Origin of the sequence: Enterobacter sp. LM3 (assembly GCF_046622475.1) — a bacterium.
GTDB classification, from domain to species: domain Bacteria; phylum Pseudomonadota; class Gammaproteobacteria; order Enterobacterales; family Enterobacteriaceae; genus Enterobacter; species Enterobacter cloacae_P.
Genome location: NZ_JBJURN010000011.1, coordinates 1 through 18,249, shown reverse-complemented (window position 1 = coordinate 18,249; position 18,249 = coordinate 1). Strand labels below are relative to the sequence as shown.

The 18,249-nt window shown below is 55.2% G+C and carries 16 protein-coding genes; 10 read left to right on the top strand and 6 right to left on the bottom strand.

Annotated elements, in window-relative coordinates; genetic code table 11:
* Window positions 1-103: 103 nt before the first annotated feature.
* Together ybbP and ybbA are read right to left on the bottom strand one after the other, a co-directional pair.
* Window positions 104-2,518, bottom strand: coding sequence for a putative ABC transporter permease subunit YbbP (gene ybbP / locus ACJ9N4_RS13155; protein WP_182919523.1), 2,415 nt, complete (start codon window positions 2,516-2,518; stop codon window positions 104-106).
* A complete protein-coding gene (gene ybbA, locus ACJ9N4_RS13150) occupies window positions 2,515-3,201 on the bottom strand; it encodes a putative ABC transporter ATP-binding protein YbbA (RefSeq protein ID WP_182274003.1) in 687 nt (228 codons plus the stop codon). Before ybbA ends, ybbP begins: the two co-directional genes overlap by 4 nt.
* On the opposite strand from ybbA, the gene tesA reads away from it, so the two are divergent.
* Genes tesA through ACJ9N4_RS13135 form a run of 3 tightly spaced genes read left to right on the top strand, consistent with a single transcriptional unit; the run spans window position 3,172 to window position 5,507 of the window.
* Complete coding sequence (tesA, locus tag ACJ9N4_RS13145) at window positions 3,172-3,804, top strand: multifunctional acyl-CoA thioesterase I/protease I/lysophospholipase L1 (RefSeq protein ID WP_182274002.1); 633 nt, start codon at window positions 3,172-3,174, stop codon at window positions 3,802-3,804. The two genes, ybbA and tesA, sit on opposite strands and share 30 nt — an antisense overlap.
* Entirely contained in the window at window positions 3,785-4,594 is an 810-nt protein-coding gene (locus ACJ9N4_RS13140) for an SDR family oxidoreductase (protein ID WP_182919521.1), read from the top strand. The genes tesA and ACJ9N4_RS13140 overlap by 20 nt, the downstream gene beginning before the upstream one ends.
* Window positions 4,595-4,652: 58 nt before the next feature.
* Window positions 4,653-5,507 carry a co-chaperone YbbN gene (locus ACJ9N4_RS13135; protein WP_182274000.1) on the top strand — a complete coding sequence of 285 codons (855 nt, stop codon included), beginning with the start codon at window positions 4,653-4,655 and terminating at the stop codon, window positions 5,505-5,507.
* 44 nt (window positions 5,508-5,551) lie between these two features.
* Here the strand turns inward: ACJ9N4_RS13135 and fetB are convergent, their stop codons facing one another.
* The gene (gene fetB, locus ACJ9N4_RS13130; RefSeq protein ID WP_182273999.1) at window positions 5,552-6,334 is read right to left on the bottom strand and encodes an iron efflux ABC transporter permease subunit FetB; all 783 of its coding nucleotides are present in this window, start codon (window positions 6,332-6,334) and stop codon (window positions 5,552-5,554) included.
* Complete coding sequence (gene fetA, locus ACJ9N4_RS13125) at window positions 6,327-6,998, bottom strand: iron efflux ABC transporter ATP-binding subunit FetA (RefSeq protein ID WP_182919520.1); 672 nt, start codon at window positions 6,996-6,998, stop codon at window positions 6,327-6,329. The genes fetB and fetA overlap by 8 nt, the downstream gene beginning before the upstream one ends.
* Before the next feature lie 136 nt (window positions 6,999-7,134).
* Here fetA and ACJ9N4_RS13120 point away from each other — a divergent pair, with 136 nt between their 5' ends.
* Together ACJ9N4_RS13120 and ACJ9N4_RS13115 are read left to right on the top strand one after the other, a co-directional pair.
* Complete coding sequence (locus tag ACJ9N4_RS13120) at window positions 7,135-8,049, top strand: SPFH domain-containing protein (protein WP_182273997.1); 915 nt, start codon at window positions 7,135-7,137, stop codon at window positions 8,047-8,049.
* Window positions 8,046-8,498, top strand: a complete 453-nt coding sequence (locus ACJ9N4_RS13115) for an NfeD family protein (RefSeq protein ID WP_182273996.1) — start codon at window positions 8,046-8,048, stop codon at window positions 8,496-8,498. Before ACJ9N4_RS13120 ends, ACJ9N4_RS13115 begins: the two co-directional genes overlap by 4 nt.
* Here ACJ9N4_RS13115 and cueR read toward each other — a convergent pair.
* Window positions 8,495-8,905, bottom strand: a complete 411-nt coding sequence (cueR, locus tag ACJ9N4_RS13110) for a Cu(I)-responsive transcriptional regulator (protein WP_182273995.1) — start codon at window positions 8,903-8,905, stop codon at window positions 8,495-8,497. The genes ACJ9N4_RS13115 and cueR overlap by 4 nt on opposite strands.
* A gap of 108 nt (window positions 8,906-9,013) precedes the next feature.
* On the opposite strand from cueR, the gene copA reads away from it, so the two are divergent.
* From copA to ybaK, 3 genes are all read left to right on the top strand, one after another.
* Window positions 9,014-11,512, top strand: coding sequence for a copper-exporting P-type ATPase CopA (gene copA / locus ACJ9N4_RS13105; protein ID WP_182919519.1), 2,499 nt, complete (start codon window positions 9,014-9,016; stop codon window positions 11,510-11,512).
* Window positions 11,513-11,629: 117 nt separating this feature from the next.
* Window positions 11,630-12,424, top strand: coding sequence for a TraB/GumN family protein (locus ACJ9N4_RS13100; protein WP_411500537.1), 795 nt, complete (start codon window positions 11,630-11,632; stop codon window positions 12,422-12,424).
* Between the two features lie 199 nt (window positions 12,425-12,623).
* Window positions 12,624-13,103, top strand: coding sequence for a Cys-tRNA(Pro)/Cys-tRNA(Cys) deacylase YbaK (gene ybaK, locus ACJ9N4_RS13095; RefSeq protein WP_182919517.1), 480 nt, complete (start codon window positions 12,624-12,626; stop codon window positions 13,101-13,103).
* A gap of 98 nt (window positions 13,104-13,201) precedes the next feature.
* Here the strand turns inward: ybaK and ushA are convergent, their stop codons facing one another.
* Window positions 13,202-14,854: a bifunctional UDP-sugar hydrolase/5'-nucleotidase UshA gene (gene ushA, locus ACJ9N4_RS13090; protein WP_182273991.1), complete on the bottom strand. Its 1,653-nt coding sequence runs from the start codon at window positions 14,852-14,854 to the stop codon at window positions 13,202-13,204.
* Window positions 14,855-15,016: 162 nt separating this feature from the next.
* Here ushA and ACJ9N4_RS13085 point away from each other — a divergent pair, with 162 nt between their 5' ends.
* Complete coding sequence (locus tag ACJ9N4_RS13085; RefSeq protein ID WP_182273990.1) at window positions 15,017-16,237, top strand: MFS transporter; 1,221 nt, start codon at window positions 15,017-15,019, stop codon at window positions 16,235-16,237.
* A 233-nt stretch (window positions 16,238-16,470) separates the two neighbouring features.
* Entirely contained in the window at window positions 16,471-18,147 is a 1,677-nt protein-coding gene (gene ybaL, locus ACJ9N4_RS13080) for a YbaL family putative K(+) efflux transporter (RefSeq protein WP_182919515.1), read from the top strand.
* Window positions 18,148-18,249 lie beyond the last annotated feature (102 nt).

Genomic DNA, 18,249 nt, shown 5'->3' with positions numbered 1-18,249 from the left:
TTTTAATGATTTGTGCTACTAAAATGACGCCTGTTACCAATCTGTGCTACTAAGTGATTACGTACCAGCATATAAACCGGTACGTAATCATCACGGAGGTAAACTAACTAACAAACTGCCGGAACAGCGCTTTACCTTTGAGCAATCGCGTGCCGAGCCAGCCGCCACAGAGTGATAACAGTAGCGCGCCGCAGATCGGTAGCGTGAGCCACAGCCGCCAGTCAGGTTCCCACGGGAAGTCGAAGACTTTCGTCTGCAGCATCGCCAGTGCTGTCTCCGCACCAATAGCCGCCACCAGGCCTGCCACCAGCCCCAGCAGGGCGAACTCACTCCAGAGCGTTGCACGCAGCAGCCGCTTACTCGCCCCCAGTGTGCGGTAAACCACCAGTTCCTGATAGCGCTGACGCATCCCAACCTGCACCTGTGCCAGCAGCAACAGAACACCGCAGAGGGTAACCAGTACGACCATCACCTCGAGGGCACGGCTCACCTGCTCCAGTACTTGTCCTACTTGCTTCAGGATCGCACCAATATCCAGCAGGCTCACGGTCGGGAATTCGCGATTAAGCTGGGTCAGCATCCCGTTGCCGTTTTCCCAGCGGAAGCTGGTGAGCCAGCTCTGCGGCTGCCCGTCCAGCGCGCCTGCCGGGAAGATAAAGAAGAAGTTTGGTCGCAGGCTTTCCCAGTCCACTTTGCGCAGGCTGGTCACTTTCGCACTGAAATCCTGGGTGTCACCGGTAAAGGTCACTGAATCCCCCAGCCTGATATTCAGGCGTGTGGCCAGCCCCTCTTCCATTGAAACTTCACCCACTTTTGGCGGCCAGGTTCCGGCGATAAGCGGATTGTGATCGGGACGCTTCTCCTGCCAGGTCAGGTTCAGCTCGCGGTTAAGCGCCTCGTCCTTGTTGCTCTCCGTTGGCTGGCCGTTGATCTGCGTCAGACGCGCGCGAACAACCGGATAGAACGATTCCGGCACAATCTGGTGTTGCGAGAGAAATGCCTTCAGCGGGGCGACCTGTTCAGGCGCAATGTTGATCAGAAAATAGTTCGGGCTTTCCGGCGGAAGCTGCTGTTGCCAGCGATCCAGCAGATCGCCACGCAGCACCAGCAGAAGAGCCAGCAGCATAAACGACAGCGAAAACGCTGAAAGCTGGCTCAGCGTTGACCACGGTTGATGCAGCAAACGGTTAACCGCCAGCCGTACGGGAAGCGATTTTACCGTGCCCCCCTTCAGGAGCCTGAGCAATACCCAGCCCAGTACGCCGCACAACAGCGCCAGTACGACCGCACCAGCCAGCACGGCCCACAGTAGCGTACTGCCCCCCATCAACCAGGCCAGCAGCCCAACCACCACTGCGGTAATTGCGGGAAGGTAAAATTTCAGTGGCCAGACGTTTGCCACCACATCACGGCGTAACACACGCAGCGGCTGCGTCGCAATCAGCAGCCGGTACGGGCGCAATCCCACCAGCAGTGAAATCACCGTCATTGCCCCCATCGCCCACAGCCACGGCCAGAGGCTGGCTGGTGGTAATGCAGCTGGCAGTACCGGTTTCAGCAGCACCATCAGCAGTTTTTCAAACACTAATCCCATCACCCCGCCAGTCACCGCTGACAGCATCAGTACCATCAGCCACTGGCCGATAATCAACTTACGCAGTTGCGCCCGCCCGGCCCCCAGGGTTTTCAGGATCGCCACCAGATCGTAACGGCTGCGGCAGTAGTGCCCCATCGCAACGGCGATTGCCGCTACCGCCAACAGCAGGGTTAATAGCGCCGAAAGCAGCAGAAATTGCTGAGAACGTTCAAGAGATTTGCCAAGTACCCCTTCGTCCTGCTCCAGCCCATACCAGCGGTGCTCTGGCTTTAACTGCGGCAGAAGCCATTTTTCATACTCCCCAAGCTGTACGGGCGTACCGCCAAATTTATAGCGCCAGGTCACGCGGCTTCCCGGTAGCACGGCATGGGTTTTCGCCACGTCAGCGGTGTTCATAAGTAACCGTGGCGCGAGCTGGAACGGGTTAAAACCGGAGTCAGGTTCCTGAACCACTTCTCCGGTAATCTTCAGCGTGGCGTCACCGACATCAATGCTGTCACCCGCTTTCAGGTTAAGCAGCGCCATCAGACGCGGTGCCAGCAACACCGTACCAGGTTTGGGTTTTAACCCTGACGGGCTGGTCTGCAGCTCACCGTACATCGGGTAGATGTCATCAACCGCTTTGACGCTCGCCAGCTGCGGTGTGTCACCCGCGAAGGTCATGGTCTGGAAGCTAATCTGCTCCCCAACCTTCAGCCCCCGCTTGCGCGCTTCGTCAATCCAGTCCGGCGGGACGGCACGCGAGCTTTGCAGCGTTCTGTCGCCCGCCATAAATTCCCGGCTTTGCTGGCTTAACCCTTTCTCCATGCGGTCGCTGATGCTGCCGAGTGCCAGCACGCAGGCCACCGCCAGGCTCAACGCCAGCCAGACAATCAGCAGCGAAGGTGAGCGCCATTCGCGCCAGAACCAGCGGGCAATCATGCTTCCTCCTGAAGAATACCGTTGACCAGCCGCAGGCGACGGTCACAGCGGGCGGCCAGCTGTGGATCGTGGGTGACCAGAATCAGCGTGGTGCCATGTTCACGGTTGAGCGAAAACAGCAGGTCGGCAATCTTGTCTCCGGTTTTACGGTCAAGGTTCCCGGTGGGTTCATCAGCAAACAGGACCTCCGGGCGACCATTAAAGGCGCGAGCCAGTGCAACGCGCTGTTGCTCCCCCCCGGAAAGCTGCGCCGGAAGGTGATCGAGGCGGTTACCCAATCCCAGCTGTTCCAGCAATGTTCTGGCATGTTCGCGGCTCTGGCGGATATTCTCCCCGCGCAGTAATCCCGGTAATTCAACGTTTTCCAGAGCATTCAGGGTAGGAATGAGCATAAAGGACTGAAAGACAAAGCCAATATGCCGGGCGCGCAGTGCAGCACGTGCCTCTTCATCAAGTGCGTGCAACGGCTGGCCGACCAGGTTGACCTCGCCACTGCTGCCGTCATCCAGCCCGGCTAAAATTGCCAGCAACGTGGATTTGCCAGAACCTGATTCGCCAATCAGCGCGATGGTTTCGGCACGTTTGACAACGAGTTCAACTCCGGTGAGGATGGACAGCTCGTGCTCCCCCTGACCGACGGACTTCTTAAGACGATGAACTTCAACAATGTTTTCCGCTGGCATTTGCCCTTCCTGTTTTTGATTCTGATGACCTTCCGCGCAGCCGCAGCGGACACGTTACTGGTTCTGGGTGACAGCCTGAGCGCAGGCTATCGCATGGCGGCCAGCGCAGCCTGGCCTGCTCTGCTCAATGACAAATGGCGGAACACGACGCCGGTGATTAATGCCAGCATCAGCGGCGATACCTCGCAGCAAGGCTTGTCGCGCCTGCCGGCTTTACTCAAACAACATCAACCGCGCTGGGTGCTGGTCGAACTCGGCGGTAATGATGGTTTACGCGGCTTCCAGCCCCAGCAAACAGAACAAGCGCTGCGCACCATTTTGCAGGACATTAAGGCGGCTAACGCCCAGCCGCTGCTGATGCAAATTCGCCTGCCCGCAAACTATGGTCGTCGGTATAATGAGTCCTTTAGCGCGATCTACCCTAAGCTTGCCAAAGAGTTTGATATTCCGCTGCTGCCATTTTTCATGGAAGAGGTCTATCTGAAACCCCAATGGATGCAAGACGATGGTATTCACCCCAATCGCGATGCTCAGCCGTTTATTGCCGACTGGATGGCAACGCGGCTGGCTCCTTTAGTTAAACATGACTTCTCAAACAGCTGAGATCCTGACAGGTAAAGTTATGCAAAAATCGGTCTTAATAACAGGATGTTCCAGCGGAATTGGCCTCGAGAGTGCCCTCGAATTGAAACGTCAGGGTTTTTGGGTTCTGGCTGCCTGCCGTAAACCCAACGATGTCGAACGCATGAACGGGATGGGCTTTACTGGCATATTGCTGGATCTGGATTCACCAGAGAGCGTTGAACGCGCCGCCGACGAGGTCATTACCCTGACGAACAACCGTTTGTTCGGCCTGTTCAATAATGCCGGTTACGGTGTTTACGGCCCGCTGGAGACCATCTCGCGGGAACAGCTGGAGCACCAGTTTTCCACTAACTTCTTCGGCGTACATCAGCTGACCATGCGCCTGCTCCCCGCCATGCTACCGCATGATGAAGGGCGCATCGTGATGACCTCCTCGGTCATGGGGCTGATCTCTACCCCAGGCCGTGGAGCCTATGCCGCCAGCAAATATGCGCTGGAGGCATGGTCTGATGCCCTGCGCATGGAACTGCGCCACAGCGGTATTAAGGTGAGCCTGATTGAACCCGGCCCTATCCGCACCCGTTTTACCGACAACGTCAACCAGACGCAGTCGGACAAACCGGTCGAAAACCCCGGCATCGCCGCACGTTTTACGCTGGGGCCAGAAGCCGTTGTCGCCAAAGTGCGCCATGCTTTTGAGAGTGATAACCCCAAAATGCGCTACCCGGTGACGCTGGTGACCCATGCCGTAGGGTGGTTAAAACGCCTGCTGCCAGGCCGGGTGATGGACAAAATTTTACACGGCTGAGTTGAAGCGTCGTCGCTGACCCCCATGTAAAGAACAAACCGATAAAAGAGAATGCCTCATGTCCGTACAGAATATCGTCAACATTACTGAAGCTAACCTGCAACAGGTCCTCGAACAATCGATGGCTAAGCCGGTGCTGTTCTACTTCTGGTCTGAACGCAGCCAACACTGTCTGCAGCTGACGCCGGTACTGGAAAGCCTTGCCGCGCAATACAATGGTCAGTTCATTCTCGCAAAACTTGACTGCGATGCTGAGCCAATGGTGGCATCTCAGTTTGGCCTGCGTGCGATCCCAACAGTGTATCTGTTCCAGAATGGTCAGCCTGTCGATGGCTTCCAGGGGCCGCAGCCTGAAGAAGCAATTCGCGCCCTGCTGGATAAAGTTCTGCCACGCGAAGAAGAGCTGAAAGCGCAGGAAGCCGTCGCGCTGATGCAGGAAGGCAAATATGACGAGGCGCTGCCGCTGCTGAAAGATGCGTGGCAGCTGTCGAATCAGAATAGCCAGATTGGCCTGCTGCTGGCTGAGACGCAGATTGCCCTGCACCGTTCAGAAGATGCAGAAGCTGTCCTGAAAACGATCCCTATGCAGGATCAGGATACCCGTTATCAGGGGCTGGTGGCGCAAATTGAACTGCTGAAACAGGCGGCGGATACTCCCGAGATCCAGCTGCTACAACAGCAGGTCGCGGACAACCCGGCCGATGCTGCACTGGCAAGCCAGCTGGCACTGCAACTGCACCAGGTAGGGCGTAACGAAGAGGCACTGGAATTGCTGTTCAGCCATCTGCAAAAAGATCTGGCTGCCGCCGACGGCCAGGCGCGTAAAATGTTCCAGGAAATTCTGGCCGCACTGGGTACCGGTGACGCGCTGGCATCGAAGTATCGTCGTCAACTGTACGCGCTGTTGTACTGATGCAAAATGCCCCTCACCCTCTCTTCTGAGGGGTGAGGGGCAATTCACCGCACGTTTTTCAACTGCGCAACCACCAGTTGATGGCGCGCATTGTAAAACTTCCGGTAGGTTAAGTAGCAGGCAATAATGGTCGACAGGCTTGCCGTCGAAAGCAACATAAATGTCACCATAATCTGATACTTAATGGCTTTTACCGGGTCAATCCCGGCAAAAATCAGCCCCGACATCATTCCCGGTAAGCTCACCAGCCCAACCGTTTTAGCCGAGTCTACCGTCGGGATCAGCGACGAGCGAATACTCTCGCGAATCAGTCGTGCCGACGCGATTTTCGGCGTCGCCCCGAGGCTTAGTTTCTCCTGCAGCTGCTGTTGTTCACTGCTAAAGCGTTGTCCCAGATTGTTGTAGCACAGCCCTACCGCCACCATCGCATTACCCGCAATCATCCCGGAAATGGGGATAACCTGCATCGGCGTAAAGGCAATGGAGCCTGAGAACACCAGCACTGCCAGCGTTAGTGCCGTTCCGGTGGTAATGGCGATAAACGAAGAGACAAACGCCTTATCAATGTATTTACTGCGTTTTTGCGCGTTCCACGCCGCGTTGAAGCAGATAAACAGCACCATCAGTAGCGTCAGCACCGCATTATCGACATTGAAGATGTACTTGAGCACATAGCCCACGAGCACCAGCTGAACCACTGCACGGCAGATGCTCCAGATAATGTCCTTTTCCAGCCCCAGCTTCTCCCGATAGCTAACGATAATCGCCACCAGTACCAGCACCATCGAAAACGCCAGCGATTCGTTGGTAATGTTGTGTTCACCCACGATGTGTCTCCCGCTTTTGACTACCCTGCGGCTGCAGTCTCATCACTTCATCCGCGTGTTCTATTTCACTCACGTCGTGCGTCACCCACAGCACGGCAATGTTCTGCTCCTTCGCATAGCGGTGGATAATGTCATTCACATTGCGCTTGTTGACGTCATCCAGCGCACTGGTAATTTCATCCAGCAGCAGGACCTTTGGTAAAAACTGCAGGTTACGGATCAATGAGACGCGCTGTTTTTCACCGCCGGAAAGTTCGGAAACGGATTTTGTGAGCGTTTCCTGCGACAAACCAAAACGTTCCAGATCGGCAATTAACCGTGCGGGATCAGGCGTCTGATGACGGATTTGCCAGGGGAAAATCAGGTTGTCATAAACCGTTTCACCAAACAGGGCAGGCGTTTGTACCGAGTAAGAAACCTGCTGGCGATAATGCTCTGGCGAGAGCGTGGCAATGTCCTTTCCGTCGAAAAAAATCCTTCCCGAGGTTGGGCTTAGCAGCGACGCGATGATTTTCAGTAAGGTGCTTTTTCCGCAGCCCGACGGGCCGGTAATTAAACGAAACTCCCCAGGTGAGACGGTAAAACTGACGTTTTCCAGAATTGTGGTGTCGCCCACCCGGTAACCAACATCAGCAATCGTCAGGATCGCGCTGTTATCCTTCATTTTATTCTCTGTCTTCATCCCAATAATTAGCAGTAGTCTACTGGCTTTAGTGATTGCAAGGCGACTTTCCTCTTATACTTAGGGTCAATAAACTCGCAATTATTTCCCACGCAGGCATGCAAAACAGGAGGTTTTTATGCTCATTGTTGTTCCGGTTCTTATCTTCGTCGCGCTGGTTATCGTCGGCGCAGGGGTAAAAATTGTCCCGCAGGGCTTCCAGTGGACTGTTGAACGCTTTGGCCGTTATACCAATACGCTCCAGCCGGGCTTAAGCCTGATTGTCCCTTTCATGGACAGGATTGGTCGCAAGATCAACATGATGGAACAGGTGCTGGATATTCCCTCCCAGGAAATTATCTCTAAAGATAACGCCAACGTCACCATTGATGCCGTCTGTTTTATCCAGGTGATTGACGCCCCGAAAGCGGCATATGAAGTGAGCAACCTGGAGCTGGCTATCGTTAACCTGACGATGACCAATATCCGTACCGTGCTCGGTTCTATGGAGCTGGACGAAATGCTCTCTCAGCGCGACAGCATCAACACCCGTCTGCTGCATATTGTCGACGAAGCGACGAATCCGTGGGGGATTAAAGTCACCCGTATTGAGATCCGCGACGTTCGCCCACCGGCGGAGCTTATCGCCTCCATGAATGCCCAGATGAAAGCCGAACGAACCAAGCGCGCCTATATTCTTGAAGCCGAAGGGGTGCGTCAGGCCGAGATCCTGAAAGCCGAAGGGGAAAAGCAGTCGCAGATCCTGAAAGCCGAGGGCGATCGCCAGTCGGCATTTTTACAGGCCGAAGCGCGTGAACGTTCAGCCGAAGCGGAAGCCCGCGCGACCCAGATGGTCTCCGAGGCGATTGCTGCGGGTGACATCCAGGCCGTGAACTATTTCGTGGCACAAAAATATACCGACGCGCTGAAAGAGATTGGCTCTGCGAATAACAGTAAAGTGGTGATGATGCCACTGGATGCCAGCAGCCTGATGGGTTCGATTGCCGGTATCGCCGAGCTCATCAAAGACAGCGGAAACGAGCGCAGAAAATGATTGAGCTTATCGTCGCACATCCCCACGCCTTCTGGCTAAGCCTGGGTGGCTTATTGCTGGCCGCAGAGATGCTTGGCGGCAACGGATATCTGCTCTGGAGCGGTGTCGCTGCGGTCACGACCGGGCTTACTGTCTGGCTACTGCCCATCAGCTGGGAGTGGCAGGGCGCGCTGTTTGCCGTGCTTACGCTGGTGGCGGCGTGGCTGTGGTGGCGCTGGCTGAACCGGCAGGTCAAAGAGCAGGATCCCGTGGACGCCCATCTCAATCAGCGCGGACAGCAAATTGTCGGCCAGCGTTTTACGCTCGACACGGCGCTGGTGAACGGGCGCGGACACATGCGCGTGGGCGATAGCTCGTGGCCTGTGGTCGCTGACGATGACCTCAGCGCCGGTACGCGGGTTGAGGTCGTGGCCGTGGAAGGGATAACCCTGCGGGTCAAAGCCTGTTAAGCATTTGCCTTACGATGACAGCAGCCGGCAAGATTTTCGATAATCGGGCACTCGGCGCTGTCATCCCCCGGACAGGATTCCGCCAGTGCCAGAAGCTGTTTGCGCATCGCCTGTAACCCGGTGATGTGGCGTTCAATTTCAGCCACTTTTTCCAGCGTACGCTTTTTCACGTCTGCGCTGTGGCGTTTCGGATCGTTGAACAGGTTGACCAGCTCACCACACTCTTCAAGGTTAAAACCTACCTGTCTTGCCTGACGCAGTAATGTCAGTTCATCGAGATGCAGCTGCGTGTAACTACGGTAGCCATTTTCGCTACGCAGCGGCGGCGTCACCAGCCCTTTCTCTTCATAAAAACGAATCGCTTTGCTGGTCAATCCGGTTTTTTTGGCAACATCACTGATATTCACATTTCCCCCTTGACCTTCCCCTTGATGGAAGGTTTAACCTTCATAACAGTTAGCGAAAAGCGTCTTACAGGTCAACAACTGACCAGATCATTATACGGGAGTTTTGTTATGTCTCACACTATAGACCTGACACTGGACGGCCTCTCCTGCGGCCACTGTGTCAAACGCGTTAAAGAAAGCCTGGAACAGCGTCCTGATGTTGAGAGCGCTGAAGTGACTATCGATCATGCCGCCGTCACTGGCAGTGCCAGCGCAGATGCGCTGATTGATACCATCAAACAAGCGGGCTACGGGGCGGAGTTGAGCCACCCAAAGGCTAAACCGCTGGCAGAGTCATCACTCCCGTCGGAAGCACTGACAGCGGCCACTCCTGAGCTTCCGGTAGCTGATGATATTGATGACAGCCAACAGCTGCTGATCAACGGCATGAGCTGCGCCAGCTGTGTCTCCCGGGTACAAAATGCATTGCAGGCCGTACCGGGCGTCGCACAGGCACGGGTCAACCTTGCGGAGCGTACTGCGCTGGTGATGGGCAGTGCCTCCGCCGCAGATTTAGTGCAGGCGGTAGAGAAAGCAGGCTACGGCGCAGAAGCCATCGAAGATGATGCTGAACGCCGCGAACGCCAGCAGGAAACGGCCATCGCCACCATGAAACGCTTCCGCTGGCAGGCGATTGTTGCACTGCTGGTCGGTATTCCGGTGATGGTGTGGGGCATGATGGGTGACAACATGATGGTCACCGATGATAACCGCACTCTGTGGCTGGTGATTGGGGTGATGACACTCGCCGTGATGGTTTTTGCGGGCGGCCATTTCTATTCCAGCGCCTGGAAGAGCCTGAAAAACCGCACCGCGACGATGGATACGCTGGTGGCACTGGGTACCGGAGCGGCATGGCTTTACTCGATGAGCGTTAACGTCTGGCCGCAGTGGTTCCCGATGGAAGCGCGTCATCTCTATTATGAAGCGAGTGCGATGATTATCGGTCTGATTAATTTAGGCCATATGCTCGAAGCTCGTGCCCGTCAGCGCTCCTCAAAAGCGCTGGAAAGATTGCTCGATTTGACTCCGCCGACAGCGCGTGTGGTGACAGACGACGGCGAGAAAAGCGTCCCGCTGGCCGACGTTCAACCCGGCATGACGCTGCGCCTGACCACCGGCGACCGCGTTCCCGTTGACGGTGAAATTACCCAGGGTGAAGCCTGGTTTGACGAAGCAATGCTGACCGGGGAACCCATCCCGCAGCAAAAATCATCGGGCGATGCTGTCCATGCGGGAACGGTGGTACAGGACGGTAGCGTGCTGTTCCGCGCCAGTGCAGTCGGCAGCCACACCACGCTGTCACGTATTATTCGCATGGTGCGCCAGGCGCAGAGCAGTAAACCGGAAATTGGCCAGCTTGCCGATAAAATTTCCGCCATTTTTGTCCCGGTGGTGGTCTGTATTGCGCTGCTGAGCGCGGCTATCTGGTATTTCTTCGGCCCGGCCCCTCAGATTGTCTACACCCTGGTCATTGCCACCACGGTACTGATTATTGCCTGTCCGTGTGCGCTCGGCCTCGCGACACCGATGTCGATTATCTCAGGCGTTGGCCGCGCCGCCGAGTTTGGCGTGCTGGTACGCGATGCCGACGCCCTGCAGCGCGCCAGTACGCTCGACACGCTGGTCTTTGATAAAACCGGTACGCTGACAGAAGGTAAACCGCAGGTCGTGGCGGTGAATACCGTGGGCATTTCTGACGCTGAAGCACTGCGCCTGGCCGCTGCGCTGGAGCAAGGTTCCAGCCACCCACTGGCGCGCGCCATTATAGAAAAAGCGGAAAACGCCAGCCTGCCGCAGGTGAGCAACTTCCGCACCCTGCGCGGACTGGGCGTGAGCGGTGAAGCCGAAGACCATACGCTGCTGCTCGGTAACCGGGCGTTACTGAATGAAAACGGCATTGATACGTCAGCCCTGGAGAGTGAACTGCACGTTCAGGCATCACAGGGAGCAACGCCGGTTCTGCTCGCCATAGACGGCAAAGCCGCCGCGCTATTGGCCGTTCGCGATCCGTTGCGACAGGACAGCGTGGACGCCCTTAAACGTCTGCACCGCGCAGGCTATCGTCTGGTGATGCTGACCGGAGATAACCCAACAACCGCCAACGCCATTGCCAAAGAGGCAGGTATTGATGAGGTGATTGCGGGCGTACTGCCGGATGGCAAAGCCGATGCAATCAAGAAACTGCAGAGCCAGGGCCGCCAGGTCGCGATGGTGGGCGACGGGATCAACGACGCCCCGGCGCTGGCGCAGGCAGAAGTGGGTATTGCGATGGGCGGTGGGAGCGATGTCGCCATTGAAACCGCGGCGATTACGCTGATGCGCCACAGCCTGATGGGCGTTGCGGATGCGCTGGCCATTTCAAAAGCGACCCTGCGCAATATGAAGCAGAACCTGTTGGGCGCGTTTATCTACAACTCGCTCGGCATCCCGATTGCCGCCGGAATTTTGTGGCCGCTGACCGGCACGCTGCTGAACCCGGTGGTGGCAGGTGCCGCAATGGCACTCTCCTCCATTACCGTGGTGAGTAACGCAAACCGGTTGTTGAGGTTTAAACCGAAAGAGTGATGCAAAACAGCCGGGTGGCGCGCTCGCGTCCCCGGCCTACGAAAATGCCCACCGGTTCAGCAGTTGCACCGCCCATCCCCACGCGCTAGCATGAGTCTTTCTATTCAGGGAGCGCGTATGAGTCTGTTTAGCCGTATAAAAGCATCGTTTCGCGCCCTCTTCCCCCGTCGCTATGCCTGGCCCGGTATGGATATCTCACTTCCCGGTGGGCAGCATCTGCATCTTGTGGGCAGCATCCATATGGGGACACAGGATATGTCTCCCCTGCCACCCGGTCTGTTAAAGCTGCTAAAACAGGCCGATGCGCTGATTGTCGAGGCCGATATTTCAGGCCACGAGTCGCCGTTTGTCGGGCTTGAGAGCGATATTCCACTGGCTGAGCGTCTTAGCGAAACACAGCTGCGCGAACTGGAACGGGTGGCAGATGAAACGGGCGTTTCGCTGGCCATGCTGGAAAATCTGCCGCTATGGCAAATCGCGATGATATTGCAGGCCACCCAGGCTCAGCGTCTTGGCCTGCGTGGAGATTATGGCATCGACTATCAGTTGCTGAACGTTGCGCGGGCACGCCATCTTCCGGTTATTGAGCTGGAAGGGGCCGACAGCCAGATTGCCCTGCTTCGTCAGTTACCGGATGATGGACAGATACTGCTGGAGGATACCCTGACCCACTGGCACACCAATGCCCGCTTGCTGCAGACGATGATCGGCTGGTGGCTGGATGCGCCGCCAACGGACAGTAAGCTTACGCTGCCGTCCACGTTCAGTGAATCGTTGTATGATGTGCTCATGAACACGCGCAATGAAGCATGGCGAGAAACGCTGAATGCCCTGCCTGCCGGGCATTACGTTGTTGCGGTGGGTGCATTGCATTTGTACGGAGAAGGGAATTTGCCGTCACTGTTAAAATAAAAAAGTGGCCAATATTTCTATTGGCCCGTCAAAGAGGAATTTCATCGTTTTTATTATGCCGAAGGAGACCTTCGGTTGAGCCGATTGTCGCTCAAAGTGACCATCACTGCCAACACTATTGCGCAAGATGGTGCTATTTTTTAGACAAACGTCAGGCGTATACTCCAGGCATAAATTGTTTGTCGTAAGAAGGATAGCTATGACTCCCGCCGTTAAATTACTCGAAAAAAACAAAATCGCCTTCCGGATCCACACTTACGATCACGATCCGAACGAAACCAACTTTGGTGATGAAGTGGTGCGCAAGCTGGGGCTGAATGCCGACCAGGTGTACAAAACGCTGCTGGTGGCGGTGAATGGCGATATGAAGCACCTCGCCGTCGCGGTGACACCTGTCGCCGGGCAGCTGGATCTGAAGAAAGTCGCCAAAGCACTGGGGGCGAAAAAGGTCGATATGGCAGACCCGATGGTTGCCCAACGCACCACTGGCTATCTGGTGGGGGGGATCAGCCCACTGGGACAGAAAAAACGGCTACCAACGCTGATTGATGCCCCTTCTCAGGAATTCGGGACTATCTATATTTCTGGCGGCAAGCGCGGGCTGGATATCGAACTGGCGGCAGGCGATCTGGCGAAAATACTGGATGCGACGTTTGCGGATATTGCGCGCAGGGATTGATTCTTTTCGCGGACAGCGCGCAGGAACCGAAACGTACACGGCGTACGTGAGGATCCCGGGCACTGCCCGCGTTCAAAATGGCGAACAAAATAGCGCTGTTACTGCCAGCTCACCTCACCTTTCGGTTCATACGCATTCACGTCAATCGGTGAATTTTGCTCGATGAACTGCTTCAGCACTTCCGCATCAATAAAACCGGTATTGACGTAACCCGGTTTGTTATCAATATGCGGATAACCATCACCGCCCGTGGCGTTAAAGCTTAAGGTCGCCATACGGTACGTTTTGGCAGGATCGACCGGCTCGCCTTTGATTTTGAGGTCATTAAGTTTGCCGTCTTTCGCCACAAAGCTGACGTTGGCAAACTGCGGATATGCACCGGAATCGGGCTTCATCTGCGCTACCGCAGTCAGGTACTCAATGACCTCTTTTCCGCTCATATCGGCATAGACCACGATGTTGCCGAACGGCTGCACCTTCAGCACATCTTTATAGGTAATATTTCCGCCCTCAATGGAATCACGAATACCGCCGCCGCTCATCACGCCAAAGTCAGCGCCGGTACGTGCCATCTGTGCTGCCAGCACGAGGTGACCCATGTTGGTCTGCACAAAGCGTACTTTGCTGCGATCCCCTTCCAGGCGGCCATTGAGCGTGCCAATCTTCACATCGAGCTGCGCCTTACCTTTATTCTGGAACGGTGTCAGCAGAGAGAGCATCTGCTGATTCTCAGCAATCTCCGGGGTGTAAAGTACGCGCTCACTTTTCCCGTCAGGGTAAGTCACTTTCTTCTTCAGGTTGACCGGGATGAGCTGGTAATGCACCAGTTTCATCTCGCCGTTACGGAATTCAAAATCCGCACGGCCTACGTATTTACCCCACTCGTGAGCCTGCACGATCCAGATACCGTTCTGGCGGTCTGGCGCGCACGGCGTACCCGGCACGTAATCCACCTGCTTTTTATTCTCTGACGCCATGCACACCGGATCTTGTGAGTGACCGCCCACAATCATCGCCAGCGAGCCCGCTGGCAGGCTGCGCGCCATCTCTACATCGCCCGGTGCATTAGAACCGTGCTCACCGTTATCGTAGTGACCCATATGGGTCGCAGCGATGATTACGTCCGGTTTTTCATTCTGCTGTAATTCCTGGATCACCAGCTTTGCTTCGTCTGCCGGTTTACGGAATTCGATATCGGTAAAGAACTCGGGGTTACCAATTTTCGCCGTATCGTCGGTGGTTAAACCAATCACTGCGATCTTCAAATCCTGACGCTTAAACAGCGCCCACGGTTTGAACAGGCGTTCACCGGTGCTTTTCTGATAAATGTTGGCGGAGAGGAGCGGGAATTTAGCCCACTTTTCCTGCTGGCGCAGAACGGTCAGCGGGTTATCAAACTCATGGTTACCAACGGCCATTGCGTCATAACCTATTAAATTCATACCGCGAAAATCTGGCTCAGCATCCTGTAAATCTGACTCCGGCACGCCGGTATTGATATCCCCACCGGACAGCAGCAGTACGCTCCCTCCCTGGGCAGCAACCTCTTTACGAATGCCATCCACCAGCGTTTTTTGCGCCGACAGACCATATTCGCCGTATTCACTGCGCCAGAAATGACCGTGGTGATCGTTGGTATGCAGAATAGTAATTTTATAGGTTTTGTCTTTTTCATACGCCTGCGCAGGCAGGCTTGCCAGTCCCCAGACGGCGATTAGCGCCAACGCGACGCCACGCTTCATTAACTTCATCTTCTCTCTCCCTGACCAATAGGCAATGCAAAAATTACAATGAGTAACAAGAATAGACAAATAAGTTTTAAAAATTGCGACTTTCTTCAAATGCCACAGACAGGTATGTTAGTTGGATAATAATTACACCCTGCATTTCTGATAACAGATGACGTGGTATTTATGGCAATCAGTGAATCAACCCAGCCTGTTTCAGGCTCTCCGGCGTCACCGCCGAAATCGCGCACTTCCTTTAAAGTTTTAGGCGCAATCAGTCTTTCTCATCTGCTCAACGACATGATCCAGTCGCTGATCCTGGCAATCTACCCGCTGCTACAGTCCGAGTTTTCATTAACTTTTGTGCAGATCGGGATGATCACCCTGACCTTCCAGCTCACCTCCTCGCTGCTGCAGCCCGTCGTAGGTTACTGGACGGACAAATACCCGATGCCGTGGTCACTGCCGGTTGGTATGTGCTTCACCTTAAGCGGGCTGGTTCTGCTGGCGATGGCCGGTAGCTTTGAAGCGGTACTGATCGCCGCCGCGCTGGTGGGGACCGGTTCATCGGTCTTCCACCCGGAATCGTCCCGCGTGGCACGTATGGCCTCCGGCGGTCGTCACGGGCTGGCGCAGTCTCTGTTCCAGGTAGGGGGTAACTTTGGTAGCTCCCTCGGCCCCCTGCTGGCGGCAGTGATTATTGCCCCTTACGGCAAAGGCAACGTGGCGTGGTTTGTTCTGGCCGCACTGCTGGCCATTATCGTGCTTGCGCAGATCAGCCGCTGGTATGCCGCTCAGCATCGCGTGAATAAAGGTAAACCTAAAGCGAAGGTCATCAACCCTCTTCCCCGGAATAAGATTATCCTGGCGATATCGGTGCTGTTGATCCTGATTTTCTCGAAATACTTCTACATGGCAAGCATCAGCAGCTATTACACCTTTTATCTGATGCAAAAGTTCGGCTTATCTGTCCAGAATGCCCAGATCCACCTGTTTGCTTTCCTGTTTGCCGTCGCTGCAGGAACGGTGATTGGCGGGCCTGTTGGCGATAAGATTGGCCGTAAATATGTCATTTGGGGCTCTATCCTGGGTGTTACCCCATTTACCCTCGTTTTACCGTACGCCAGCCTTGAATGGACAGGGATTTTGACCGTCATCATTGGTTTTATTCTGGCCTCGGCTTTTTCGGCCATTCTGGTCTATGCACAAGAGCTTTTACCGGGGCGAATCGGCATGGTTTCCGGTCTGTTCTTCGGTTTCGCCTTCGGTATGGGCGGCCTGGGCGCAGCGGTATTAGGGATGGTTGCCGATCACACCAGTATCTTCCTGGTTTATAAAATCTGCGCTTTCCTGCCACTTTTGGGGATGTTGACCGTATTCCTGCCTGACAACCGTCATAAAGCATGATTTGATGGTCGCTAAAGTTTAACTTTAGCGACCTGATCCCCTTATCCCATAAGGGTTTCCTCTTCATCCCTCTCTTAATTTGTCACAACCTTCCTTTTTTTCACGCATGTTGCTGTTTTATTCAAACTTCAACAATTATTCATAAACATAAGCGTAAAAATTGTCATAAACTATTACCCGGTATTTGGATTTTTTTGCCCAAAATGGAACACCCACTACGAAAAGGAGACGGAATGCATCACGCCACACCGCTTATCACCACCATTGTTGGTGGACTTGTGCTCGCTTTTATCCTCGGCATGATTGCCAATAAACTGCGCATTTCTCCTCTCGTGGGCTATCTGTTAGCGGGTGTGCTGGCAGGGCCATTTACGCCAGGTTTTGTGGCGGATACAAAACTGGCTCCCGAGCTGGCGGAATTGGGCGTGATCCTGCTGATGTTCGGCGTTGGTCTGCATTTTTCACTGAAGGATTTGATGGCGGTAAAGTCTATCGCCATACCGGGAGCGATCGCCCAGATCGGGGTGGCGACGCTGCTGGGAATGGCGCTTTCGGCAGTGCTGGGCTGGTCACTGATGACCGGGATCGTTTTTGGACTGTGTCTTTCAACCGCCAGTACCGTGGTGTTGCTGCGTGCGCTTGAAGAGAGGCAGCTGATAGACAGCCAGCGCGGACAAATCGCAATAGGCTGGCTGATTGTCGAAGACCTGGTGATGGTGCTGACGTTGGTTTTACTGCCAGCTGTCGCCGGGATGATGGAAAAAGATAACGTCGGCTTCGCTTCACTGGCGCTGGATATGAGCATCACCATCGGTAAGGTTGTGGCCTTTATCGCCATTATGATGCTGGTGGGGCGTCGCCTTGTACCGTGGATCATGTCCCGCAGCGCAGCGACCGGCTCCCGCGAACTGTTTACCCTTTCCGTGCTCGCCCTGGCGCTGGGTATCGCCTTTGGTGCCGTCGAGCTGTTTGATGTCTCCTTTGCGCTTGGCGCGTTCTTCGCCGGGATGGTGCTGAACGAATCCGAGCTGAGCCATCGTGCCGCGCACGACACCCTGCCGCTGCGTGATGCTTTCGCTGTACTGTTCTTTGTCTCCGTCGGGATGCTGTTCGACCCACTGATCCTGATTCAACAACCGCTGGCCGTGCTGGGTACGCTGGCGATCATCATCTTTGGCAAGTCGGTTGCGGCTTTCTTCCTGGTGCGCCTGTTTGGTCACTCGCCGCGTACGGCGCTGACCATCGCCGCCAGCCTGGCACAGATTGGTGAATTCGCCTTTATTCTGGCCGGTCTGGGTATGGCGCTGAACCTGCTGCCGCAGGCGGGGCAAAATCTGGTGCTGGCGGGGGCAATCCTCTCCATTATGCTGAACCCGGTGCTGTTCGCGCTGCTGGAAAAATACCTCGATAAAACCGAAACCCTTGAAGAGCAGACGCTGGAAGAGGCGATAGAAGAAGAGAAACAGATCCCGGTGGATATCTGCAATCATGCGCTGCTGGTCGGCTTTGGCCGCGTGGGTAGTCTGCTGGGTGAGAAACTGATGGCACAGGGTATTCCGCTGGTGGTGATTGAAACCTCACGCACCCGTGTAGATGAACTGCGCGAACGCAACATCCAGGCAGTGCTGGGCAATGCCGCCAATGAAGAAACCATGCATCTGGCGCACCTGGAGTGCGCACGCTGGCTGCTGCTGACCATTCCGAACGGCTACGAAGCCGGTGAGATTGTGGCCTCAGCGCGCGCAAAGTGCCCTCATATCGAGATTATCGCCCGGGCGCATTATGACGACGAAGTGGAGTACATTACCGAGCGCGGAGCTAACCAGGTAGTGATGGGCGAGCGGGAAATTGCGAATACGATGCTGACGCTGCTGGAGAAGCCGCCAGTTGAAGAGGCGGTGATGCGGTAAGATTTCTGCGGCCTGCTGCCCTCACTGAAGTGGTTTAATAGTTTTAGACACGTTCAGAGGTTATAAATTAAATAACTGATGAGGTGCAAAAAATGAATTCAC